The organism is Cellvibrio sp. KY-YJ-3, from assembly GCF_008806955.1.
Lineage (GTDB): Bacteria > Pseudomonadota > Gammaproteobacteria > Pseudomonadales > Cellvibrionaceae > Cellvibrio.
Window position 1 is genome coordinate 600,133 of record NZ_CP031727.1, and the last position, 24,412, is coordinate 624,544.

The window sequence follows — 24,412 nt, forward strand, 5'->3', positions numbered from 1 at the left end:
CGACGAGAAAATCGCATAACCGATAATGACGGCTACGAAAATAATAAAAAATGGCACCAAAATTAAAAGCGTAGCCGACATAAATAGTCCCTATCTCACAAATAAATTAAACCATCACCTTGGTCATAAACATACTGTAAGGGTCTTCCGGGTAATCACCAAACGGGCCGCAGTATTCAAAGCCGTAGCGCTCGTAAAGTTTACGTGCAGGGATGAAAAAATCCGGTGATCCGGTCTCCAAACTCAAGCGGGTGTAATTGCGTTCGCGCGCCACCGTTAAAATATGCTCCAACATCGCCTTACCCACACCCTGTCCGCGAAACCGGTTCGCCGAGCGCATGGATTTAATCTCTGCATGCTGTGCATCTAACTCTTTCAGGGCACCACACCCCATTAACTGCTCACCATCCCATAGGCTCCAAAAGGTAATTTCTGGCTTACGCAATTTTTCCAAATCCAACGCATATACACATTCTGGCGGCGACGCGGCATACATATCCTGTAAGTGCTCAGTCAATAAATCTGCAATTGCAGGGCTGGTCAGGTCATCAACACGAATCAGCATAGGCATTTCCTTGTGGTTTATAGGTTATAAAACTGCAGATATTCTAGCGAATAAATAACTGATATGCTCGGAGCATTAAGGACAGCCCGTCAATTAACCTTCTAGCCAGTTGATAGCCAATAAACCAGAGGAAAATTTCTGTTGCACCATATTATGTTTGATATTGATGGAACTCTGGTTGAATCCTATGAGCTTGACTCAATATGCTTTGTTAGTGCAGTTGAAGAAGCAACCGGTATCTGCATTGATTCAGATTGGTCAAAGTATCAACATGTCACGGATTCGGGAATACTTAACGAAATCATTAAATCAAACAATATTCTCAATGAGAAACGAACACATGCAGATGTTAAACAGGCTTTCGTTAAACGTTTGAAACAAGCAATTGAATTAAAACCTATTTATCAAGTGCCAGGAGCGTCCTCGTTTCTATCACTACTCAGCTCTATGAATAATGTTAAGGTTTCTTTTGCAACGGGTGGGTGGGTGGTATGAAAGCGCTTTATTGAAGCTTCGATCTGCAGGAATAGACTTTTCAAAAATACCAATTGCTTCGGCAAATAACAGTCAATCAAGAATAGAAATAATGCGAATCGCCAGCATTAAAGCAAACATAGAAAAAAATTCACCATGTACATACTTTGGCGATGGTAGCTGGGATAAAAAAGCTTGCCAAGAACTTGGGTTCAAGTTTATTTTGATTGGAAAAAAAATCGACCACGCGCCAAACTTTATCGACTTTAAATTGACAGATGAACTTCTGAAATGTATTGGTTTATGAAGCAGAAAAAATAAAATATTAAAACCCCAACTTATCTTTATTCAAAGCTCTCTCTTAATAACCCCATGCCCCAAAAATATTCATCCTCACTCCACTCAAAGCGATTACACATACTTTTTAACTTGTAAGGTACAAGCTGCTTTTCGATGGCGGAAACCCACTGCAGGGTGTTTTCAACATACGCCTCTTTTACCAATTTTTCTGCGACTGCAGATAGCGAGGTTTTATCGCCATCAGCGACAATCAGACCAATGTATAAAAACTTATCGTAAGCGATTTTGCATTCGGCGTGAACGGGTAATGGTCGACCGAGATTTGGCAAGCTGGCAATAATATGCGCGTAAGAATTCTCACCTTTTAGTCCAGCGGAATAAATTGCCGCGAGAATCCATGCATCGATAAAGTTAAACGTATACATGGATATATTTCCCAGTCAGTGAAGACAATTAGTGCTTGGTTAGATTATTCATCCACTTACGGCTCGCAATGCGTTTGATGACGGGAATGAATTTTAAGCCGTCTTCAAGGAACATGAGTGCGTATAAATAGATAAACGATATTTTAGTGAGAAAGACGGCGGCGATATAAATCGGCAAGCCAAAAACCCACATCACTATAGTGTCGGTAATGAGGGTGAAGCGGTTATCGCCACCGGCGCGTAGTACGCCGATAATACGCATCATGTTGATGACTTTTACCCACACCAGCAAACAGAATACACCGAGAGTATTAAATAATAATTCGGTGGATTTGGCATCCAGCTGATCGAATATGTGCAGCATCAGCGGGCGGGCGAACCAGAGTGCGCTGCAAAAAATAATTAATAAAATGAAGGTGATGCGATCAAAAAACTGATGCAGCTGCCACGCGGTGTCATTGTTACCCGCACCCAGTTCGCGCCCGATTAATACTGCCGAGGCATTGGCGAGGCCGACAAATAATGCAAAAAAGGCGCTTTCAATGGGCACTATAACGCCCATCACCGCCAGCGCTTCGGTGCCTGCAAAACCCGTTACCAAATGATAGGTTGAATTGCCCACCGCCCAGATGGCGTAGTTGGCAACCAGTGGCAATGAGAAGGCGAGATAGCGATTAATTTGGGTTTTATCCAAACCCATTTTTAATTGCGTAAGATTCAATGCAAAGCCATGTTTTTTTGCGTAAACCCAGCCCACTACAATTAATAATTGCAATGCACGTGCACCCAGTGTTGCCCACGCCGCACCGGCAACACCGAGCGCAGGAAACCCCCAATTGCCACCAATCAGCGCGTAGTTACCGGCAATATTTAATGCGGCGGCAAATACGCCAGCAATTAATGGCATAGTGGTATTACCCAGCGCGCGCAGCGAGGCTTCGTAAATCACAATCCACTGGGTAAATAATAACGCGGGCGCGGTGATGATGAGGTATTGCGCGGCCAGCTCTACCACTTGCGGGTCAGGGTTGATCCAGCTAACCCAGGTGCGCGAGCCAAAACCAAATACTAAAACAAAAGGCAACATCACCAGGGTGCCCACAATCAAGGTCACGGCAAGGCTGCGCTGACAACTCACAAAATCTTTAGCACCAATGTATTGCGCGACCAGAATACTGCAGCCAGTGGCAAGGCCACTCATTAGCACTAACAATAAAAAATGGATTTTTGCCGCAAGCCCCACCGCGGCAATGGCGCTGGAACCTAAATCGCCCACCATAATTACGTCGGCCATTCCCAGCAGCGATTGCAATAACATCTGCGCCGCCACTGGTAGCGACAATAAAATTACACCGCGCCAAAACGCACGCTTGTCGGTGAGGGAAATTAATTCGGGAGGCGTGTGCACAGCTGGCTCCAGTGCGGATAAGGAACCAGCATTATAGTGGTTATCAACAAAGGCGATTGTTAATAAGTGGTAAGAGCCTAAACAATGGCACTACCCAACGGCGTAGTTACGATGTGGCGTCCGGGTTATTTCCTTGCACACCATTCGCTTGCGAATCAGGCTCTTGCAAACCATTGCCGACCAATCTATCTACCACCACACTGCCCACCATATCGCCCTGCACGTTTACCGCAGTGCGGATGGTGTCGAGCAGGCGATCGATCGGCAATAAAATGGCGATAGCTTCTGCCGGCAAGCCTACCGACTGCAGCACCATTACCATAGTGACCATGCCCGCACTGGGCACACCGGGTGCGCCCATAGAGGCGATCATCGCGGTGCAAAATACAATTAACTGCTGCGCGAGGCTTAATTCAATTCCCACCAGATTTGCGACAAATAAGGCGGCGGCAGCTTCATACAGCGCAGTGCCATCCATATTAATGGTGGCGCCCAGAGGCACTACAAAACCGGCAATATTTTTGCGCACCTGTAAATTAGTTTCCACACAGCGCAGCGTAATCGGCACAGTGGCAGAACTGGAACTGGTGGCAAAGGCGGTAATTAATGCCTCGCGAGCACCACGCCAAAACCAGAGCGGCGATTTTTTGGTAAACAGATACAAAATGAATGGCAGTACCACCATCGCATGAAATAAGGTGGTGGCAAATACCAACACAATAAAGCCGCCTACCGTAGTGAGTAATTCAGTATTTTGGGTGGCTACTAATTTAAATAACAGCGCAAAAATTCCCAGTGGGGCCAACCGCATAATCCAGCCCACCATACGCATAATCAAATCCAGAAATTCCTGCATCATATTCAGGATATGCTGGTAGCGCGCACCGCCCATCACCAAGGCCACACCCAAAAATAATGCAAACACCACCACGGGCAAAATATTGCCCTGAGCCAGGGCTGCAAATGGGTTTTGAAATAAACTGCGCAGGAATTGGGCAAAAAAATCGGCGGGAGTTAATTGTTTGGCTTCGAAATTGTGCATGGCATCAGCAAACATCGCCAAGTGCAAACCGGCGCCGGGCTTAAATATATTACTCGCCACCAGCGCAACCACCATTGCCAGTGCCATGGTGGAAACAAAAAATAGTAGCGTGTATTGCCACACACGTCGCGCCTGATGATGCGCTTGCAAATTAGCAACACCGACGACGATGGAGGTGAAGATCAGCGGAATCATCACCATTTTTAATAAATCGACAAATACATTCCCCACAATACCGCTGCCGTAAAACAGATACTCTTTGGTGAGCGAGTCATCACCCAGCAGGCCGATACTCGCGCCAAGCAGTATGCCCAGCAGTGCGGCGATGAGAATTTGGGTATTTAAACGGGGCATGGTGGAATCCACTGGGAATGTCCACCCATTAAAGCGGAAAACGGCTGATTGCTCAAACGCCTGCAGCCATCAACAGAATTTAACCAATAATTGTTAACGGCCTATCCGGTTTGGCATAGGACAAGCGTGCAATTTTTTGGGTGTGATGATAAGAATCCAACCCCGATAGAGTCAGAGTGCCCGCCGCTTCCAAATCGACAAAACCATCGCTGCCCACAATCTCATCGGGCAGATAGACATCGAGAATTTTACCTATCAATAAAATTGTCCCATTGACTTGCAGGTCGATGCGCTGTGCTAATTGCACCGCCATTTTTACACGACTCTCTTTCACAAAGGGCGCAAAAAATCCGCCCAGCCATTCTTCACTCAAACCCGTCGCCGCAAATTCCGATTGCGCGGCCGGGTAACTGGCCGAAGTCTGGTGTGCCTGCTGGTAAATCGCCTCATGCACATGGTTAAGGGTGTACAGTTCCGTATTCATAATATTGTTGAGTGTATGGCGATTGCCATTGTCGGGGCGCACAATCAAGCCGCACAGCGCCGGGCTTGCACCCAAGTGAAAAAATGAACTGAACAGCGCGAGGTTAGTTTGACCCTGCAGGCTCTGGGTGCCGAGCATCACCAAACTTTTAAAACCGCCGAGGGAATTAATAAAATGCGCGCGATAGCGCTGTTCCAGCTGCACCATTTCATCGAGATTGATATGCATACCACCAGATTCCTTTTGAAAAAATTCAGGATTTAATCGCCGACATACCGCCATCCATCGCAATGATTTGCCCGGTCATCCAGCGCGCGTGCGGCGATAATAAAAATGCTGCCATCGCCGCTATGTCTTCAGCCTCGCCAACTTGTTGCAGCGGATGACGCTTGGCGGCGGCATCGAGTTTTTCTGGTGAGTTAATTAATTTTTCGGCAAGCGACGTTTTAGTGAGTGAGGGCGCGATTGCATTTACCCGAATGGCGGGTGCCCACTCCGCCGCCAAACTTTTTACCAGCCCCTCCACAGCGGCTTTACTCGCCGCAATACTCGCATGAAACGGCATGCCCAGTGCGACCGCAACGGTGCTGAATAACACCACACTCGCGTGCGGGGATTTTTTTAACAGCGGCGCTACCGCTTGTAATGTACGCACCGCGCCAAGTAAATTAATGTGAAAATCTTGCAGGAAATCCTCTGCCGCAATACGCGCAAATGGTTTTAAATTAATGGTGCCGGGGCAATAGACCACACCATCCAACACCTCGGGCAAACCACTGATATCCGGCGCTTGTTCGGCGGGGTTATTCACTATCACGCTGGCTCCGGCAACGTCCACCGCATTGCGCGCCCACACAGTGACATTGTGTCCCTGTGCCAACAACTGCATCGCCAGGGCGCGGCCAATTCCGCGGGTGCCACCCACAATTAAATAGTTGCTCACACTCGTCACCTTTTACCTAACCAAATTTCAGGATTATTGGTAGCTATACGTGGCGGGTGACAAACTGGATCTACTGTAATTGGTTTACTCCGCGTCGCTCTTGCCAATTACCCGAAAGCGGCGCTGCAGGCGATAACCCTGCTGATCCACCAGTACCAATTGGTGTAAGCCCGGCTCCAATGCGATTTCACGCTCGTGAAAAATTTTTGTCTCGCCGATAAATTCATCGTCCAAGTGCCAGTACAACACCGCTTCCGGATTGCGATGCACCGCTTTTAATACCGCGCGGCTGCGCTTGCCGTCCAAATCCATCGGGATATAAATGCGGCTTTGCAATTGCGGATAGATTAATTCGATGGGTTGGTCATCATCTAATTGATTGAGATTCGCCAAACAATCGCTGCGCCAGGGTGGCAGCGGTTGGTAATTGCTGTGATGCTGACGCCAATAAAATTCCTGCGCTGGCGGCAATACAAACCAGTTTTTGGATTGCATATTACTTACCGCTTCACATTGGCTATGCACGCGAAATTGCGCGTTTGTATCCAGGTGAATACGCCGATGATTGGCGGTGACTTTGGCAAAATGGCTGTTGCGCGGCACTTCAATATCCACCGCTGTGCATTGCCCGCCCGCGAGATAACCATCGTCATCGCAGACTGAAATGGTTTTCAAACTGTGCAGCGGTTTGGCAAACCAATTTATTTTGGGCAGCGCATCAAATACATCAAACAATACTGGTGCGGCGCTACTCTGCCCGCTTAAAAATGTCGCCGGTTCACCGCTGGCATTGCCCACCCACACACCCAAGGTGTAGCGGCCATTGCTGCCAATCGCCCAGGCATCGCGCAGGCCATAACTGGTTCCGGTTTTCCAGGCGATAGTTTGGCTGCCGGAAAAATCGCGCCAGTAATTTTCGTAACCGGGGCGCGCCACATCGATCAATGCCTGCAAGGTGAGCCAGGCGGCGCCTTGTTGTATCACCGGCTTAAGCACAGGTTTTATAACCGGTTTAGCAAAATGCCTAGCGGGCAAATTAGTTGCATCAGCGGTTAATAATTTCACCGGTGTTTGCGCTAAATCGCCATCGCGTGCGCTGGCGGCGAGGCGCGCATAAATACCGGTAAGTTCCCACAGGGTTCCCTCGGCACCACCCAAAATTAACGTGAGCCCGTAATCCTCAGCGGGGCGAAACAAGGTGCTCATGCCCATGGTTTGCAATTGTTTTTGCAAACGCCCGATACCGTAATCGCGCAACATATAAACCGCAGGAATATTCAGCGAATGGGCGAGCGCAAATTGCGCCGGTACCGCCCCGCGAAATTGGCGGTCGTAATTGCGCGGACTGTAACCACCAAACTGGCTGGGAATATCGGGAATTAAACTGGTGGGCGCCAGCTCGCCGGATTGCAACATCAAACCATAGAGCAGCGGTTTTAAAATGCTGCCGGTGGAACGCGGGCGCTGGATTAAATCCAGATCCGCAGCAAAAGGAGCCGTGTTATTCCAAGGCTGGTTGCCAACATAGGCCAAAGTCTCCATGGTGCTGTGATCCAGCAATAACAGCGCGAGATTGTGCGCACCTTCATTGGCTAAACGCGCACTGTGACGCGCGGCAATTTGATTCAATACTTGCTGTAAACCAGCATCAATAGTGGATTCAAATAGCGCATGATGAGCATGTTGTTTTTTTAATGTCGCCAACAAATGAGCGGCGTTTTGTGGCAAGGGGGCAGGCCGCTCCGGCAGCGGTTCCAGCAAGGCGAGCTGTAAATCCAACGCCGACAAATAGCCCTGCTGTTGCAAACGGGTTAACAAACGATTGCGTTTGTGCAGTAATTTATCGCGCTGACGACCGGGATGGATTAATGCCGGACTATTGGGCAATACCGCAAGCAATGCCGATTCCGCCCAGGAAAGATTTTCCGGCGCACGCCCAAAGTAGCGCCAGGCCGCTGCCCGTAAACCGACAATATTCCCGCCAAAGGGCGCGTGGCTGGTGTAGTGAATTAATAATTCATCTTTACTGAAGCGCCACTCCAATTGCAGGGCGCGCGTTGCCTCAATTATTTTACTGGACAAGTTGCGCGCAGGCGTTGGCAAGTTGCGCTGTTGATAATCCGCCTGCCGCAATAGCCGCGCCAATTGCATGCTGATTGTGCTGCCGCCACTGGTGACTTTTCCCGCCGCATAATTGCCGCGCAGCGCACGCACCAACGCAACTGGATTTATACCCGGATGCTGATAAAAATAATGGTCTTCAAATAACAACAGCGCTTTTTTGTATTTTTGTGGCAGGGTGGTGACAGGGGCAAAACGCCATTGCTGATCCGCCGCGATGCTGGCGCCCAACAAACTGCCGTCGCGCGCAACCAACATAGTCGCGTAGGGGGTATGCGCGAGGGATTTAGGCAGGGGAAAGTATTGCAGTGTCAGCGCTAAAACAACGACACAGCCAATCACCCAAAATAAAAACCAGCGCGTGCGATGCAAAGCCCAACTCCTTTAGTGCCAGCGGTTGGCAACTATGTGCAATGCACGCCGCTTGCTGGCAGCAATTATTTTTTCTGTTCGGCGAGCAACAAACCCTGCTGGTATAAATCCGAACTTTTTTTATGGTCGCCCATTTTTTCCATCAGGCGCGCCATTTCCATGGTGGTCTCTACACTCGCCTGTAAATTCATACTGCGCTGGAAATAATCGCGCGCCAATTCCCACTGCTGGTTGCGCAACATCACGCGCCCCATGCTGAGCAAGAGTGTTGCATCCTGGGGTTTTTGTTTGAGCCAAGCTTCCAAGGTGCGAATTTGACCGTGAATTTCCTTCACCTGCAATCGACCATAGAGGTTTATCAAGGGCTCATACCAATCATTGTTAAGCGCTTTACGCACCAATACTTCTGCATCCTGATCCTGATAGTGAGTCGCCAATGCCTCGGCATACACAGCAATCACCGCCGGATTTTTTTGCAGGCTGCGCGAGTAGGATTTCCACAGGCTTTGCAACGCTGGTAAACGTTCGGCCACCAGAAGCGATTTAACTTGCTCGCTCAGGGCTCTCATTTTTTCACAAGCCAGCAATTGCTCCAGCGCGTCAAATTCCACGTTCGACAAAACCTTGGCTTTACGCATCGACGGGAACATATCTTCCAAAGCGCGCCAATTTTTTTGTGCGATATAAATGTGGTGCATTAAATCCAGCACCGCTGCCTGGCGCGGCATTTTTATATCGATAGGTTTGAGGATATTAATCGCTTCTTCATAGCGCTCTGCCTGTACATGCAAGCGCGCACGGGTGAGCGCTACCGGCAATTCGCTATGACTAATACTCAAGGCTTTGTCGAGAATGTTATCGGCTTCCGCTTCATCGCCCATTTCAAAACTACTGCGTGCCGCCGCAATATAATTCGCCAGTGGGTACTCCACTTTATCCAGCGTGCGCAGTAATTTTTTGCGCGCCTCCAGCCAGTCACCGGTAAGATAATCCACCATGCCGTTGGCGGCGCGCTTTTGCGCGCGCTCTACACTACCGAATAAAAATATCTCACGGAAACGACGCACCATTTCTGCGCTTCCCAGCAACAACTTGCGCGCAAACCACAGCACCAGATAAAGCGCGACCACCGCCAGTGCGGCAACCCATAGTGTCATTTCAATCGTTTTTGTGCCGTAGGCAATCAGCAGATAACCATCGCCACGCCAGAGTAAAAATAATAATCCGGCGGCGAGCAATAAAAAAACAATCGCTTTTAGCAGACGTAGTCTCATTAGCGCACCCCGCGACGTGCTGCAGCCATTTTTTCACGCTTGGCAATATATTCTGTAAGCGCGGCGGAAGAGTTACTGAAGTTGGTGAGTTCGGGCGCAATGATTTCAGACTCCAATGCTTTAAGCTCCTGCAACACCGCTGCGGCTTTTTCATTGAGGCTGAAATATTGGTTAATCCAGTTTTGGGCTTTAACCAAACTTTCCTGATAAATGCCTGCCTCGTTGCGCAACAGAGCGACCTGCGCCTGCTCCAGCATTAAACGTAAATTTTGTTGCAAATATTTTTGTTCTGCCGGTGGTAATACCGCATTAATTGTTTTGCCGTGGTCGCGCACCCGTACATAGGAGCCAAGTTTGTGGAGCAGATCGTAAAAGCCGCGCGTAATACGCTGTTTAACGGTTTCATTCTCGGGCACGTCTTCCGTTTCAAATACATCGCCCTGATTTCCCAGCGGCTCAATAAAGGGAATAGCGTCGATTTGATTTGCAACAGCGGACAAGCGCAAATAAATGCCTTCGCGATCAATAATCCCTGCAACTTTTAGTACCGCAATTTCCTCTGCCAGCAGTTTGCGCACACCGACCAAATCGGCCTGATCAATATCGCGCAATACATCATCTGCTGAAATTGCCAATGCCAATGCATTTTGACTGTCTTGTTCCAACAAAATCCGCTGATCCGCCAAGCGCAATAAATACTGCGCTTCCTGCAATTTCCATTCGTCGCGATTTGCGCTGGACAAAGCCAATACGCGGGCATTGTTGCTATCAACTTGCTCCGCCAATTCATTGAGGTTTAGTTGAATTGCCGCTTGCTGCTCAATAAATTCTTTATTGAGTGAATCTTCCAGTGCTTGCTGGCGACGCTCAAACAACGCCACCTGTTCTTCCAGCTGGATGCGCAAACTATCCACCAATTGCTGCTGGCTTTTCCCCTGTTGCAATAATTGCCAGGCACCAAACGATAATGCCGCAATAATCAGCAACACAAACAACCAGAGGAAGGCAAAGTTCACTGTGTGTTTTTTTACCGGTACGGGAGCAGGAGCCGGGCTAATTGGCGCGGCGTTAGCAGGCGCTGCTGAGCTGGAGGTTTCAATATCAGTCACTGGATTAATCCTGTAATAAATTGCACTTATGAGTGAATCAATTGCTGTGAATTCAAGGGCGACGCGTTCACTGATTGCCAGTGTAATTGAGCAGCGCTGCCGTCATTGCATGATCAGTCGCATTTTCTGCGGTAATCAGGTGTTTAAATCCCGCTGTTCTCGCCGTTTCGGCCACGCGGGCACTCGGCACTAATAAAGGCAGAGTTTGCAGCTGCGCGAGCGCATTGGCTTGTGCTGTTTTTTGTGCCGGGCTATGCAGATTTTCACCCAGGTTAGCCGTTAGCCTTAATAAATTTTGCAAACTTTCACCGCTGTGTAGGGCCAGAATAAATCGCTCCTTCACGCCGGTGCCCGCTGGCTCATTGCCAATGGCCTCTGCCAATAACTGCTGCAGTTGCGCCTGTGCTTCACTTGGGATCAACCGCTCATAAAGTTCGCAGTAGTCAACCCAGGCACCGCGTTCGCGCAAGGTTTCGGCGAGATGCCCGCGCCCGCCAAGACCGCGGAAAATTAATATCTTGTCGCCCTGCACATCTTGCAACTGCGGCGCGCGCAGCAAATCCTCACTGGTCATGCCGCCGCTTTCACTTATCGCCAAATCCGTTACGGCAATACCGTAATTCGCAAGTTTTTTGGCCGTTGTCGCACCCACCGCAAAATAGTCTATACCGATGGGCAATTGCGGCCAGTAATCTTCCAGCCATGCCATGCCGTAATCCACCGCGTTTTGGCTGACAAAAATAACTTTCTGGTACAAATCAAAATCCAGAATTTTATTTTTAATCGCGCGCTGTTGCGCCTCATCCTGCACGGCGCGCAATTCCAGTAGCGGCAAGCGACGGTTGGCAAAACCCAGCGTTTGCAAGTCCGCCGCCCAGGTTTCGGCCTGAGCTTGCGGGCGGGTAATCACGACACAAGGTTTGGATGCTAACAGCATAGTGCTATTCAGCGTCGGCATAGACGGCAGCGAGAATTTTATCGGCACCTGCAGCGAGCAGGCGATCCGCCAGCGCTATGCCCATTTGCTCCGCCTCGGCCACCGGGCCGGTGATTTCATCAAATAACATCTGGCTGCCATCGGGCGCCCCCACCAAACCGCGCAGCCAGAGCTGGCCATTGCGATGCAGCGCGTAACAGGCAATCGGCACCTGACAACCGCCCTGTAAATGGCGATTCATGGCGCGCTCGGCACTGACTTGCTCGGCGGTGCTGCTGTGATGCAAGGGTTTGAGCAATTCAATCGCCGCCAGATCATCCATCCGGCATTCAATGCCAACCGCCCCCTGGCCACCAGCAGGCAAGCTCAGCTCGGGTTCAATATAAGCGCGGATACGGTCTTTCAATTCCAGACGAATAAGCCCCGCAGCAGCGAGGATAATTGCATCGTATTCGCCATCGTCGAGCTTTTGCAGGCGCGTTTGCACGTTGCCGCGCAGGAATTTGATCTGCAGATCCGGGCGCGCGGCCAACAATTGGCACTGGCGGCGCAAACTGGAGGTGCCCACCACCGCACCCTGCGGCAGTTCATCCAACGACGCAAAACGATGGGAAACAAAGGCATCGCGGGCATCTTCGCGCGGGCAAATGACGGCCAAACCCAAACCCGCCGGGAACTCCATGGGCACATCTTTCATCGAATGCACGGCGATATCGGCATCGCCTTCAAGCAGCGCGGTTTCCAGTTCTTTAACAAACAGCCCCTTGCCACCCACCTTGGCGAGGGGAACGTCGAGAATTTTGTCACCCCGACTGGTAAGGGGAACCAGCTCCACTACCAACCCCGGGTGGTGTTTTTCCAATTCGGCTTTGACATATTCCGCCTGCCACAGGGCAAGGAGGCTTTTACGGGTGGCGATGCGCAGTGGGCGCGAAGAAGAGTAGGACATGGTAGATCACGCGATAAAAAAGTTAACGCAATCATACCACTATGAAAACCGCTCTGGGTTTGGGCATTGGGGTTTGCGGATCGGGTTTTACTTTTTTGTTCAGGGGCTGCGCCCTGATCCTGGCCGCCATAAAAAACGCCAGCACAGGGCTGGCGTTGTCAGGGTTATGCAATCGCGCGGCTTATTGGCCCGCTTTCAACAGCTCCCAGTATTTTTCGTAAACCAGAACGGTATCACCCAGATCCTGATGGAAACTGCCTTTGGCAATGTCTTCAGCGGCGGGGAATACGGTTTTGTTGGTGCGCAGGGCCTCATCCAGCAGGGCGATACCCGCCGTGTTGGGTGCGGCATAACCCAGTTCTTCAATTGCCGCTTTGGCGCTTTCGGCACGCAGCATAAAGTCGATAAACTTATGCGCGTTTTCCACATTAGCCGCACCCTTGGGAATCACAAAACTGTCTACCCACAGCACCGCACCTTCTTCCGGATAGATGTACTGCAGGTTTTCCATCTCTTGTTGTGCCATGTAGGCTTCGCCGTTCCAGATAGCACCAATGCTCACATTGCCCTGGATCAACGGGGTTTTGGGCGAGTCAGAGTTGATGACTTTGATGCTGGGCCAGAGGGCTTTTAACTTCTCGTAAGCGGCTTTGATTTCCTCTTCATTGGTGCTGTTGTTTTGGAAACCCGCCACGCGCAGACCGACGTAGAAATTATCGCGCACATCGTCCATGATCATCAATTTACCGGCGTATTCCGGCTTCCATAAATCCGCCCACTTGGTGATCTGGCTGGCATCCACATCGTTGCCATTGATCGCAATTGAAGTGGCGCCCCACAGGTAGGGCACACTGAAATCGTTATTCGGGTCGTAGGGTTTGTTCATCATGTTGGCGTCGAGGTTGCCGTAATTCGCCAGCAATTCTTTTTTGATCGGCTGGATCAAACCCTCTTTGCGCATTTTTTCTACGTAGAAAGTGGACGGCACCGCAACGTCATAACCCTTGCCTTCCATCAATTTGATTTTGGCGTACATCGCCTCATTACTTTCGTAAGTGGCGTATTCAACCTCAATGCCCGTCTCTTTGGTAAAGGCTTCCAATACTTCCGCAGGAATGTATTCAGTCCAGTTGTAGATAACCACTTTTTGCGGAGTAGCCGGGGCGACGGCGGTATCGGCGGTTGCCGGGGTGTCGGACTTTTCTGAACATCCAGTGATAACGAGGGCTGCGGCCAAGGCCAACCATTTTTTCATCTTATTTATCCTCACGTAAGAGAAGTTGGGAAACAATAACCAGAACCAGAGACACTACCAGCAAAATGGTCGATATCGCATTCACTTCCGGTGACACGCCCACCCGCACCATGGAGTAAACCTTGAGTGGCAGGATTTCATAACCCGGGCCAGTCACAAAAGCACTGACAATCACGTCATCCAATGACAGGGTAAAACTTAACAACCAACCCGCCGCGACCGCTGGCAGCGCCAGAGGCAGGATGATTTTCCAGAAAATACTGCTTTCGCTGGCGCCCAGATCGCGCGCTGCTTCCAGCATTTTCATATCAAAGCCTTTGAGACGCGAGTAAACCGCGACTATCACAAAGGGCAAACAGAAGGTGATGTGGCCTATCACCAGCGACACAAAACCCAACTTGATACCCAGCGCCATAAATACAATCAGCAGCGAAATGGCCATCACAATTTCCGGCGTCAGCATGCTCACAAACACCATGGAGGAGAGTAGCGCCTTGCCTTTGAACTGGTAGCGATGTAAAGCAACAGCAGCAAGCGTGCCAATAATAGTTGCGACCGTCGCCGCCACAATTGAAACGGTGAGTGAATTGAGCGCGGCGGTCATTAAACCGTCGTTATTCCAGAATTTTTCGTACCATTTGAAAGTGAAACCGCCCCATTTGATGCCGTACTTGGATGCATTAAATGAGTTCACTACCAGCACCAAAATGGGGATGTAAATCAGGGTCAGGATCAACCCCATAAAACCCCATCTAAAAATCGGAGCCATTGAGTCCTCCTTGTTTATTCACAAAACGCGCGGCGCGGAAATAAAGCCACAGCATGAAGCCGAGCAGCACTATCAGGATGACACTGAACGCCGAACCAAAGGGCCAATCGCGAGTGTGCAGGAATTGGGTTTTAATCACATTGCCGAGCAGCAGGTTCTTGGCGCCACCGAGCAAATCAGAAATGTAGAACATGCCCATCGCGGGCAAGAGCACCATCAGGCAACCCGCCACAATCCCCGGCGATGTCAGTGGCACGGTGATATGCCAAAACCGGCTGAGTGGGCCGGCGCCCAAATCTTTGGCGGCGTGGTGCAAGCGCACATCAAGCTTTTCCAGCGCCGAATAAAGCGGCAGCACCATAAACGGCAAGAGGATGTAAACCAAACCCAGAATCACTGCAAATTGGGTGTAAAGCAGCTGTATCGGTTTATCAATCAAGCCCAACCCCAGCAGCGACTTATTGATAATGCCCTGATTGCCCAAAATAAATTGGATGGCATAGGTGCGTACCAGCGAGTTGGTCCAAAACGGCAGTATCACCAAAAATAAAATCACGGGTTGCCAGCGTTTGGGGAGGCTCACGATTGCCATCGCAAAGGGGTAACCAATCAGCAGGCAGGCGATCATCGCCAACAGTGACATGCGCAGCGAATCCCACAGCACTTTTAAATAGAGCAGATCCAGAGTGCGCACATAGCTGTCGACATTCACCGGCAGGCTGACTGTCGCCTGCGGGTCGCGGGTAAGGAAACTGGTGAAAATAACCAGTAAATTCGGGAAAAAGACAAACAGCGTCAGCCAGACACTGGCGAGGCCAATTGCCCAAAAACGAAATTGGCTGACACTAGACTTCATAAGGCAACACCACTTCCCAACCCGGCACCCACTTAATGGCCACCTTCTGGTTTAAGCTGTAGTCGAATGAGGGGTCGTCTTCATCGAAGAATTCACTGGCGATCACTTCCATACCGGAAGGCAAACGAATTAACGAATCGAGTGTTTTACCTTTATAGTTGCGCTCCACTACGGTGCCCACCAGGTATTGGTCGGGGTGCGGGTCGTCGATGTATTCCACACGCACATCTTCCGGGCGCAACAGTACGTTGACCTTATCACCTGCTTTGAAGTTGTGCTCGGCGTGCAAACGCCACTGCAGTCCTTCCACTTTTACTTCGTATTCATGATTGCCGTCCACCGCGACAATTTCACCATCGAGCTGATTGATTTCGCCGATAAATTTCGCCACAAACAAGTTGGCAGGCTGTTCATAAATCTCGCGCGGCGTACCTAACTGCTGCACCTTGCCCTTGTTCATTACCACTACGCGATCCGACATGGACAATGCTTCTTCCTGATCGTGGGTTACATAGACAAAGGTGATGCCGAGTTTACGCTGCAGGCGTTTCAGTTCGATCTGCATTTGTTGGCGCAGTTTGTAATCCAGCGCCGAAAGGGATTCGTCGAGCAACAGTAATTTGGGGCGATTCACTACCGCACGTGCGATAGCCACACGCTGCTGCTGGCCACCGGAGAGCTGCGCCGGTTTGCGCTCGGCAAATTCACCCAGGCGCACCATTTCCAGCGCTTCCATCACCCGGGGTTTAATTTCTTCTTTCGCCACACCGCCCATGCGCAAACCAAAAGCAACATTGTCGAATACGGTCATGTGCGGGAATAACGCGTAGCTTTGAAATACAGTGTTGATGGGGCGCTTTTCAGCGGGCACAGCGCCAATGTCCTGCCCCTCCAGTTTAATCACACCGGTATCCGTATCCTCAAGACCGGCAATCATGCGCAGCACGGTAGTTTTACCGCAACCGGAAGGACCGAGCAGCGTAAAAAACTCACCGTCAAAAATGGTGAGATCGAAGTTATCAAGAACCCGATTACTGCCATAGGTTTTAGACAGATTATTGAGAATCAGCAGGGGGCGCGGATCATTCACCTAGACAGTGCTCCTCTAGTTATTTCACAAAAGCCGTATCGATGCACAAATGCACGGGGCTATACAGGTAATCAGGAGCAACCAGGGACACGCAACTTACAAACACAGGCAGACGCACTGAACTCGTCAGGACATACCTCGTTGCCGGGCAAGCGCCCCAGGTTTACTCGAAAATGTTCGTTCTTTTGCGCCGCTTTGAATGGTGCGAATGGCACAGGATCACAGTAAACCTTGCAACGATTTAAGGGTGTGGAGCCTACGCAAAAGACAGGCCATTCTACTCAATCGGCCCGCTAAAAATCCAGCATTCACACGCTTAAAAACTGATCGACAAAAGCAATAGGGCTTAAAAACAAATCGGCTCCGTAAAGGAGCCGATTGGTGTAACAGGTTCAGCACTAGATTATTCCGTAAGCGCCGCACAAAGACTTAAATGGGACGGCCACCGTAATCCGGTGTCGGCTTTTTCGGTGGGTCGGCAGTGACATTGGCAGGGACTTCATTGATCTTGCCCCCCCGCGCCAAAAAGGCCGCAATTTGCGCTTCCAGTTCATCGCGCGCTTTTTGTCGTGACGCTATGCTGAAATCCTCCAAAGCCTCGGTTTCTACTACCTTGGTTTTGGCTGCATAACTGACCTCATCGCTTTCCAGCGCCTCTTCTACGTCATCGGCGTCATCTTCCCCGTCTACGCCGGTTTCATCTAATTCTTCATCGGTAATGGGGTCTTCATCAGTCATAATGTCACCTGAAAACTTGTACAATTAAATTCTTTGTTGCTGCAGTCGTTTGGCCAGCCCGCGCGTTCACCTGCAACACGGCTAATATATAGCGCAGACTTATTTAAACGTCATGATGATTTGCGATGAATTTTTAGGCTTTTTTTGTCTTACCATCGGCAATCGCGGCGGATTTTAGTTATTAACCCTGAGCAAGTCTAGCACCGCCCGGAGCGGGCAAAAAAAATAATAACAACCGGTCAAAACAGCTGCGCAACTTCTGCACAGCTTCGCTCGGTACAGGTATAGATACCACACAAGAATTGAGAATTTTTTACCCGGAGCAATAAAGCCCTATGAATCCAAAACGTTTGATCAAACACTTTCCGGAGCTGGCCAATTTGCCAGAAACCGAACAGCGCGCTCTGCTGGACAAAGCCTATAAAGATGTTTTCAGCCAGGAAAATAAAATGAAAAACTGGCGCTCCAATTTAATCAGCGCCGCACTGATGACCAGCCTGTGTTTTTTGTTTGTGTTGGTGTTGCGCCCGGCGCTGGGCATATCCTCACAAACTAGCGCCTGGGTGCTGATGTTGGTGGCCTTGCCCGTGTATTTTTTCATCCAGCAACGCCGTTATATTCAACAGCTACGCGCTAGCTTGAAAAAAAACCAGGCATAAAAAATGGCTGGGATCATGGATCACACGCCATAAAAAAACGCCACACTGGGTGGCGTTTTTTTATTCACTGCGAGTGCAGCAAAACATTACACAGCATCTGAGCCGGTTTCACCGGTGCGGATACGAATAATCTCATCCAATGGTGCGATGAAAATTTTACCGTCGCCGATTTTTCCGGTTTGTGCTGCTTTGGTAATGGCTTCTACCGCTTGCTCAACCATGGAATCGTCTACGGCCAATTCAATTTTCACTTTTGGCAGGAAGTCCACCACATATTCAGCACCGCGATAAAGTTCAGTGTGACCTTTTTGACGGCCAAAGCCCTTTACTTCGGTGACCGTCATACCCTGCACACCCACGTCGGACAGTGCAGTACGCACGTCGTCGAGCTTGAAAGGTTTTACGACAGCTGTAATCAATTTCATTATTAAATCCTTTGCTGGAGTTTTGCGAATGCTGATGCCGGAACAGCGGGAGTAAGACTGGCTCCTGCCCAGCGGCTTGAGGCTAAAGATACACCCAAGCTTTACCGATCAACAACAACTTTATAGCAGATCAAATTGCAACGGCGACCAGCGCTGACGCTGATCGCCGTTATTAGGCATTATTTGCTGCGAGTAAACTCTGGGTAAGCTTCCATGCCGCACTCGGCAATGTCCACGCCCTCAAACTCATCTTCTTCAGATACACGGATACCCATGATCAGTTTGATGATGTACCAAACTACCAGGCTAGCACCGAATACCCAGGCAAAAATGACTGCTGCACCAACCAGCTGACCGAAGAAAGTAGTACCTTCGGCAGTGAATGGAACTACCAACAGACCGAACAAACCTGCGGTACCGTGAACAGAGATAGCACCAACCGGGTCATCGATACGCAGCTTGTCCAAACCAAGAATGGAGAACACCACCAGAGCACCAGCCACTGCACCGATAATGGTGGCAACCAACGCACTTGGAGTATCCGGGCTGGCAGTGATGGCAACCAAGCCAGCCAGCGCGCCGTTGAGAATCATGGTCAAGTCAGCTTTGCCGAACAGCAGACGCGCAACACACAGTGCACCGATCAAACCACCGGCAGCGGCAGCGTTAGTATTGAGGAACACCATAGCAACAGTGTTGGCATTGCCGATGTCGCCAAGCTTCAGTACAGAACCGCCGTTGAAACCGAACCAGCCCATCCACAGGATGAATGTACCCAGAGTTGCCAGTGGCAAGTTTGCACCGGTGATGGCATGGATTTCGCCGTTAGGGCCATATTTGCCTTTACGTGCACCCAGCAACAACACGCCAGCCAAAGCAGCAGAAGCACCGGCCAAATGGACAATACCTGAACCAGCAAAGTCTTTGAACCCGAATTGATCATCGAGATTCAAACCAAACATACCTTCAGCACCCCAGGTCCATGAACCTTCCATTGGGTAGATGAAGCCAGTCATTACGATGGCGAACAACAGGAATGCCCACAGCTTCATACGCTCGGCAACCGCACCAGACACGATTGACATAGCGGTAGCTACAAACACCACCTGGAAGAAGAAGTCAGATGCACCAGAGTAGATAGAGCCACCAGTGAAACCATCTTCGCGCTCGGCGAAACTTTTCAGGGTTTCAGCGGCGTCCACATCACCAATACCGGTAAGGAAAATACTACCGCCGTACATAATCGCGTAACCACACACCAAATACATGATGCACGACGTAGCATAGAGCGTGATATTTTTGGTCAAAATTTCAGTGGTGTTTTTAGCGCGCACCAAACCCGCTTCCAACATGGCAAAACCAGCCGCCATCCACATCACGAGAGCACCGCATACTAAAAAGTAAAAGGTGTCCATCGCGTATTGAAGATGAAAAATATTCTCTTCCATTGGTTGTTCCCCGTTTCGTTTATTAAAGTGAATTACAACGCTTGGTCGCCGGTTTCGCCGGTGCGAATACGCACCACCTGCTCCAAACTGGATACAAAGATTTTGCCGTCGCCAATTTTGGAACTGTTAGCCGCTTTGCTGATCGCTTCAACCACTGCATCAGTCTCGGCGTCTGAAACGGCAATTTCCACTTTGGTTTTGGGCAAAAAGTCGACTACGTATTCCGCGCCACGATAGAGTTCGGAATGGCCTTTCTGGCGACCGAAGCCTTTCACTTCAGTCACGGTCATGCCATGCACGCCGATATCGGACAGGGCTTCACGCACTACATCCAGCTTGAACGGCTTGATGATTGCTGTTACCAATTTCATTTACTGCACTCCTGAAAAAATCCCCGCACCGGAGGGTGCGGGCAACACCGGAAATACTGCCCAAGTAAAGATTTGCCGCTGCATGCGCCAAAGCAGCGCTTACTCTTTGCCAAAACCCGCTTGGCCAGATTGGCGATCTCTACCCGCATCAACTGCTCGGGAAGGTTTTTTGCATAGAGCAGGCCAATTTCATAATTTCTATATAAAACAAATAGATAAGCTAATGTATTGATCCAGATTGCATAAAAAATCACATTCCCTCAAAACACCCGCACCAACTTGGAACAGTTGCGCAAATAACAAGCACCAATAAGTGACATAAATAGAAAAACAGAAACAATAGGGGAATTGGGCGACAGCATTCCATGCACGGCACTGCGTGATCGCCCTCAAAAAAGGTACACTGGCGCCCCGAAAATCGGGGTTTAATGGCGGCAGAACCGCCCAGCAGGAGAGGATATGCTCAAAGATCTGGCGCAACGCCTGTTTGAAGAACTGCAACAACAACTGCCTAACAACACAGCGAGCCTGCCCCAACGCGAACTGCATATCGCTTTGCAGGCGGCGTTGGCGCGCTTGGATTTGGTCACGCGCGAGGAATTTGATGCACAAGCGGCTGTGCTCCTGCGCACACGGCAGAAATTGGAAGCGCTGGAGCAGCAATTGGCGCAATTGGAAAAGTAAAACTGTGGCCTGTGCCAATTGTGCACAGCGCCGGGCTTGTTTTATAGTCGAACATCGAGCGTAACCAGCGCCCGGAGGATTCCCCCTCATTCATCACAAGGATTGTTTATGTCTCTCGCCATAGTTCATTCACGCGCCAAATTAGGCATTCATGCCCCTCAGGTTACGGTGGAAGTCCATATTTCCAATGGTTTACCGGGCTTATCCATAGTTGGCCTGCCCGAAACAGCCGTGAAAGAAAGTAAAGACCGGGTGCGCAGCGCGATCATCAATAGCCACCTCGAATTCCCCGCCCAGCGGATTACCGTCAACCTTGCCCCTGCCGACCTGCCCAAAGAAGGTGGTCGCTACGATTTACCTATAGCCCTGGGAATACTGGCCGCCTCCGGACAAATTCCACTGGAAGCCCTGGAACAAAGCGAATTTTTGGGAGAGCTGGCGCTGTCCGGTGAATTGCGGCCGATAAGCGCCGCATTACCCGCAGCGTTGGCAGCAGGTGATGCGCAACGAAACCTGATTATCAGTGGAACCAATGCCAACGAAGCCGCCTTCAGCAGTATTACGCGCGTTTTTGGTGCAGAAAACCTGTTGCAGGTTTGCGCCCACCTGCATGGGCGTGAACTTTTACCGCGCGCCGAAGCAATCCGCGACCAACAGGACAAGCTGCTGCATGCACTGGATATTCTGGATGTTAAAGGACAATCGCAAGCCAAGCGGGCATTGGAGATAGCCGCCAGCGGTGGTCATAACCTGTTGTTTTACGGCCCGCCGGGCACGGGTAAAACCATGCTCGCCAGCCGCTTGCCGGGAATTCTGCCGCGCTTGAATGAACGCGAGATGCTCGATGTCGCCGCAATTTATTCAGTTGCCTCCCAGAGCAAAGACTATCAATGGCAGCAGCGCCCCTTTCGCGCACCGCACCATACCGCCTCCGCTATTGCGCTGGTAGGTGGTGGCTCCAATCCCAAACCGGGCGAGATTTCCCTCGCCCATGCCGGGGTATTATTTTTGGATGAGCTGCCCGAATTTTCGCGCCAAGTGTTGGAAGTGCTGCGCGAACCGCTGGAAAGCGGCGAGGTGCGCATCTCCCGCGCACGCAGTCAGGCCTGTTTTCCCGCGCGCTTCCAGCTGGTCGCGGCGATGAACCCCTGCCCCTGTGGCTACCACGGCAGCGATGCCAATCGCTGCCGCTGCACCCCGGATCAGGTAAAACGCTATCGCGATAAGATCTCGGGGCCATTATTGGATCGTATCGACATGCATGTGCCGGTGCGCGCCCTGCGGCAGGGGGAATTGCAAACCAAAACCCTGGGCGATGGCAGTGAGGCGATTCGCCAGCGGGTAGAGGCGGCGCGCAATCTGCAGTTGGCGCGTCAGGGCAAAGCCAACCACCAACTGAGTGCACCGGAACTGGAAACTTACTGCGAGTTGACGCAAGCGGATAAGAACTTGCTGGAGCAGGCAATTGAAAAGCTGGGCTTGTCGACGCGGGCTTACCACCGGGTATTAAAACTGGCGCGCACCCTGGCGGACATGGCCGCGCGCGAACACTTAACTACGGTGGATATCAGTGAAGCGCTGAGCTATCGCACGTTGGATCGACAACTCAGCCAATAGCCAACTCACCTATAACCGGGCGCCCTGTCAGTTCAATTTAGATTGATGGGGCACGCTGGTTTCCTGCAGCCATGCCAGCATTTCAGCGTAGGATTTGGACTCAGCGATGTAACGCCCCTGCATCAAATTGCAGCCCATCTCTTTCAGCCAATCTTTCTGCTCTTTGGTTTCCACCCCTTCTGCTACTACCAATTTACCCAGGTTGTGCGCCAGACTTATCATCGCCGACACCAGCCGTTTATCGGTATGGCTGCGGTTTAGCTCCTGCAAAAACCCCAGATCAATTTTGACGGTGCTGATTGGTAAACGCTGTAAATGCAGCAGTGATGAATTGCCCGCACCAAAATTATCGAGCAGGAAGTTGATGCCAAAAAACGACAGCGGGCGCATGCACAGCGATACCAAATCGATATTGTCGGCAAACACTGTCTCGGTAATTTCAAATTCGATATCGCCCGGTTGGATATCGTTATCCGCAAAAATCCGCGCGACTTCGTGCACCAGATTCTCGTCTTTGAATTGGCGCATCGACAAATGGATTGACATCATCAACTGCTCATCCCAAAAACCCTGCAGTAATTTGATGTCGTGACAGGCCTGGCGCAACACCCAATAGCCAATCGCAGTAATCACACCCGTCTCTTCGGCGGTGGCGATAAACTCGCTGGGGTTGAGTAGCCCTACGCCCGGTTTATCCCAGCGCAATTGGGCTTCGATGGCAACAACTTTGCCGGTTGCCATATCGATACGCGGGCTGTAGTGCAGGACAAATTGTTGGTAGCGCAAGGCCGCACGCAGATCCGCCTCTTGACGCAGCTGGCGGCGCACATCCTGATTCATCATTTCCGTAAAGAAGCGGTAGTTGCTGCCCGACACTTGCTTGGCTTTGTACATTGCCATATCAGCGTGTTTGAGCAGCGCATCCGCATCGCGCCCTGCTTCGGGGTAAATGGCGATGCCAATACTGCAGCCCACCACCACTTCGTGACCGTTGATATCGGCCGGCTGTTGAATGGAATCAATCACTTTTTGCGCGATATGGGCTACATCGGTGCTGTTGGCGATATTTTGCAGCAGCAGGGTAAACTCATCGCCGCCCATGCGCGCCACCGAATCGCTGCGGCGCAAGCAGGAATTCAACCGCTCGGCGCAGATGCGGATGATGGCATCGCCCGCGTCGTGGCCAAAGTTGTCATTGACTTGTTTGAAACCGTTGAGGTCGATAAACATCAGGGTAAAACTGGTGTGGTCGCGCTCGGCCAAATGCACTGCGTGCTCCAGACGATCGCGAAACAAAATACGGTTGGGAATATCGGTCAGGGAGTCGTAGTGGGCGAGACGGGTGAGATGCTGCTCGGTTTGTTTGCGCTCGATGGCATAGCGCAGCGCGCGCTCCAGCAGCAGGTGATCGATTTGGCCTTTGATTAAATAGTCGGCGGCACCGGCGCGAATCGCCTCGCGATCCACCTCGGTTTCCATTTCATCGGTCATGACCACTATCGGGGTTTGGCAGGCTTGGAGCCGTGCGGCGTTGAGCAAATCGCGCGCACTTTCCGCACCCCAGTAGTAGTCCAGCAACACCACATCGAACTCTTGCGACAGAATTTTAGGCAGTGCGGCGTCCAGTTGATTACACCACACCAGCTCGTAATTGACTTGCCGGATATGGGATAAAATTTCGGCGATGAGCAGGTATTCACCCTGTTCACGGTCGACAAATAGAATTTTTACTTTGTTGCTCAT

25 protein-coding genes are annotated in these 24,412 nt (G+C 50.7%); 5 read left to right on the plus strand and 20 right to left on the minus strand.

Translation table 11 applies throughout. The features are described from left to right. Nucleotides 1–106: 106 nt before the first annotated feature. On the minus strand, nucleotides 107–565 hold the full coding sequence (locus D0B88_RS02640; RefSeq protein WP_151054817.1) for a GNAT family N-acetyltransferase: 459 nt from the start codon (nucleotides 563–565) through the stop codon (nucleotides 107–109). Nucleotides 566–718: 153 nt separating this feature from the next. Between D0B88_RS02640 and D0B88_RS19080 the strand changes: the two genes are divergently transcribed. After that, nucleotides 719–1,060 (plus strand): hypothetical protein, encoded by a 342-nt coding sequence (locus tag D0B88_RS19080; protein WP_225318505.1) that lies wholly within the window; start codon nucleotides 719–721, stop codon nucleotides 1,058–1,060. A 10-nt stretch (nucleotides 1,061–1,070) separates the two neighbouring features. Beyond that, on the plus strand, nucleotides 1,071–1,346 hold the full coding sequence (locus D0B88_RS19085; RefSeq protein WP_225318506.1) for a hypothetical protein: 276 nt from the start codon (nucleotides 1,071–1,073) through the stop codon (nucleotides 1,344–1,346). Between the two features lie 37 nt (nucleotides 1,347–1,383). Here the strand turns inward: D0B88_RS19085 and D0B88_RS02650 are convergent, their stop codons facing one another. The 15 genes from D0B88_RS02650 to D0B88_RS02720 all read right to left on the minus strand — a co-directional run bounded on the left by D0B88_RS02650 (nucleotide 1,384) and on the right by D0B88_RS02720 (nucleotide 17,465). Then, complete coding sequence (locus D0B88_RS02650; protein WP_151054819.1) at nucleotides 1,384–1,764, minus strand: hypothetical protein; 381 nt, start codon at nucleotides 1,762–1,764, stop codon at nucleotides 1,384–1,386. Nucleotides 1,765–1,792: 28 nt separating this feature from the next. Beyond that, nucleotides 1,793–3,172, minus strand: a complete 1,380-nt coding sequence (locus tag D0B88_RS02655) for an MATE family efflux transporter (RefSeq protein ID WP_151054821.1) — start codon at nucleotides 3,170–3,172, stop codon at nucleotides 1,793–1,795. A gap of 106 nt (nucleotides 3,173–3,278) precedes the next feature. Next, entirely contained in the window at nucleotides 3,279–4,568 is a 1,290-nt protein-coding gene (locus tag D0B88_RS02660; protein ID WP_151054823.1) for a dicarboxylate/amino acid:cation symporter, read from the minus strand. A gap of 79 nt (nucleotides 4,569–4,647) precedes the next feature. Continuing rightward, nucleotides 4,648–5,280, minus strand: a complete 633-nt coding sequence (locus D0B88_RS02665) for a flavin reductase family protein (protein WP_151054825.1) — start codon at nucleotides 5,278–5,280, stop codon at nucleotides 4,648–4,650. A 25-nt stretch (nucleotides 5,281–5,305) separates the two neighbouring features. After that, complete coding sequence (locus tag D0B88_RS02670; RefSeq protein ID WP_151054827.1) at nucleotides 5,306–5,995, minus strand: SDR family NAD(P)-dependent oxidoreductase; 690 nt, start codon at nucleotides 5,993–5,995, stop codon at nucleotides 5,306–5,308. An 84-nt stretch (nucleotides 5,996–6,079) separates the two neighbouring features. Further along, nucleotides 6,080–8,488: a penicillin-binding protein 1C gene (gene pbpC, locus D0B88_RS02675; RefSeq protein ID WP_151054829.1), complete on the minus strand. Its 2,409-nt coding sequence runs from the start codon at nucleotides 8,486–8,488 to the stop codon at nucleotides 6,080–6,082. Between the two features lie 65 nt (nucleotides 8,489–8,553). Continuing rightward, entirely contained in the window at nucleotides 8,554–9,762 is a 1,209-nt protein-coding gene (locus tag D0B88_RS02680) for a heme biosynthesis HemY N-terminal domain-containing protein (protein ID WP_151054832.1), read from the minus strand. After that, on the minus strand, nucleotides 9,762–10,871 hold the full coding sequence (locus tag D0B88_RS02685) for a uroporphyrinogen-III C-methyltransferase (protein WP_151054834.1): 1,110 nt from the start codon (nucleotides 10,869–10,871) through the stop codon (nucleotides 9,762–9,764). Before D0B88_RS02685 ends, D0B88_RS02680 begins: the two co-directional genes overlap by 1 nt. A 67-nt stretch (nucleotides 10,872–10,938) precedes the next feature. Further along, nucleotides 10,939–11,808, minus strand: a complete 870-nt coding sequence (locus D0B88_RS02690) for a uroporphyrinogen-III synthase (protein ID WP_225318507.1) — start codon at nucleotides 11,806–11,808, stop codon at nucleotides 10,939–10,941. Between the two features lie 4 nt (nucleotides 11,809–11,812). After that, the gene (gene hemC / locus D0B88_RS02695; RefSeq protein ID WP_007639563.1) at nucleotides 11,813–12,757 is read right to left on the minus strand and encodes a hydroxymethylbilane synthase; all 945 of its coding nucleotides are present in this window, start codon (nucleotides 12,755–12,757) and stop codon (nucleotides 11,813–11,815) included. Between the two features lie 181 nt (nucleotides 12,758–12,938). After that, nucleotides 12,939–14,012, minus strand: coding sequence for an extracellular solute-binding protein (locus D0B88_RS02700; protein WP_151054836.1), 1,074 nt, complete (start codon nucleotides 14,010–14,012; stop codon nucleotides 12,939–12,941). A gap of 1 nt (nucleotide 14,013) precedes the next feature. After that, on the minus strand, nucleotides 14,014–14,781 hold the full coding sequence (potC, locus tag D0B88_RS02705; protein ID WP_040391120.1) for a spermidine/putrescine ABC transporter permease PotC: 768 nt from the start codon (nucleotides 14,779–14,781) through the stop codon (nucleotides 14,014–14,016). Next, nucleotides 14,765–15,637: a spermidine/putrescine ABC transporter permease PotB gene (gene potB / locus D0B88_RS02710; RefSeq protein WP_007639558.1), complete on the minus strand. Its 873-nt coding sequence runs from the start codon at nucleotides 15,635–15,637 to the stop codon at nucleotides 14,765–14,767. Before potB ends, potC begins: the two co-directional genes overlap by 17 nt. Next, complete coding sequence (gene potA, locus D0B88_RS02715) at nucleotides 15,627–16,727, minus strand: spermidine/putrescine ABC transporter ATP-binding protein PotA (RefSeq protein ID WP_151054838.1); 1,101 nt, start codon at nucleotides 16,725–16,727, stop codon at nucleotides 15,627–15,629. Before potA ends, potB begins: the two co-directional genes overlap by 11 nt. A gap of 429 nt (nucleotides 16,728–17,156) precedes the next feature. After that, nucleotides 17,157–17,465: a hypothetical protein gene (locus D0B88_RS02720; protein ID WP_007639556.1), complete on the minus strand. Its 309-nt coding sequence runs from the start codon at nucleotides 17,463–17,465 to the stop codon at nucleotides 17,157–17,159. Nucleotides 17,466–17,800: 335 nt separating this feature from the next. Here D0B88_RS02720 and D0B88_RS02725 point away from each other — a divergent pair, with 335 nt between their 5' ends. Further along, nucleotides 17,801–18,124 carry a hypothetical protein gene (locus tag D0B88_RS02725; protein WP_151054840.1) on the plus strand — a complete coding sequence of 108 codons (324 nt, stop codon included), beginning with the start codon at nucleotides 17,801–17,803 and terminating at the stop codon, nucleotides 18,122–18,124. A gap of 86 nt (nucleotides 18,125–18,210) precedes the next feature. Here the strand turns inward: D0B88_RS02725 and D0B88_RS02730 are convergent, their stop codons facing one another. From D0B88_RS02730 to D0B88_RS02740, 3 genes are all read right to left on the minus strand, one after another. Further along, nucleotides 18,211–18,549, minus strand: coding sequence for a P-II family nitrogen regulator (locus D0B88_RS02730; protein WP_007639554.1), 339 nt, complete (start codon nucleotides 18,547–18,549; stop codon nucleotides 18,211–18,213). A 179-nt stretch (nucleotides 18,550–18,728) separates the two neighbouring features. After that, nucleotides 18,729–19,997, minus strand: coding sequence for an ammonium transporter (locus D0B88_RS02735; protein WP_007639552.1), 1,269 nt, complete (start codon nucleotides 19,995–19,997; stop codon nucleotides 18,729–18,731). A 32-nt stretch (nucleotides 19,998–20,029) separates the two neighbouring features. Next, entirely contained in the window at nucleotides 20,030–20,368 is a 339-nt protein-coding gene (locus tag D0B88_RS02740) for a P-II family nitrogen regulator (RefSeq protein WP_007639550.1), read from the minus strand. Between the two features lie 459 nt (nucleotides 20,369–20,827). Between D0B88_RS02740 and D0B88_RS02745 the strand changes: the two genes are divergently transcribed. Together D0B88_RS02745 and D0B88_RS02750 are read left to right on the plus strand one after the other, a co-directional pair. Continuing rightward, on the plus strand, nucleotides 20,828–21,052 hold the full coding sequence (locus D0B88_RS02745) for an accessory factor UbiK family protein (RefSeq protein ID WP_007639548.1): 225 nt from the start codon (nucleotides 20,828–20,830) through the stop codon (nucleotides 21,050–21,052). Nucleotides 21,053–21,160: 108 nt separating this feature from the next. Next, nucleotides 21,161–22,669: a YifB family Mg chelatase-like AAA ATPase gene (locus D0B88_RS02750; protein WP_007639547.1), complete on the plus strand. Its 1,509-nt coding sequence runs from the start codon at nucleotides 21,161–21,163 to the stop codon at nucleotides 22,667–22,669. Nucleotides 22,670–22,696: 27 nt separating this feature from the next. Here the strand turns inward: D0B88_RS02750 and D0B88_RS02755 are convergent, their stop codons facing one another. Next, nucleotides 22,697–24,412: a bifunctional diguanylate cyclase/phosphodiesterase gene (locus D0B88_RS02755; RefSeq protein WP_151054842.1), complete on the minus strand. Its 1,716-nt coding sequence runs from the start codon at nucleotides 24,410–24,412 to the stop codon at nucleotides 22,697–22,699.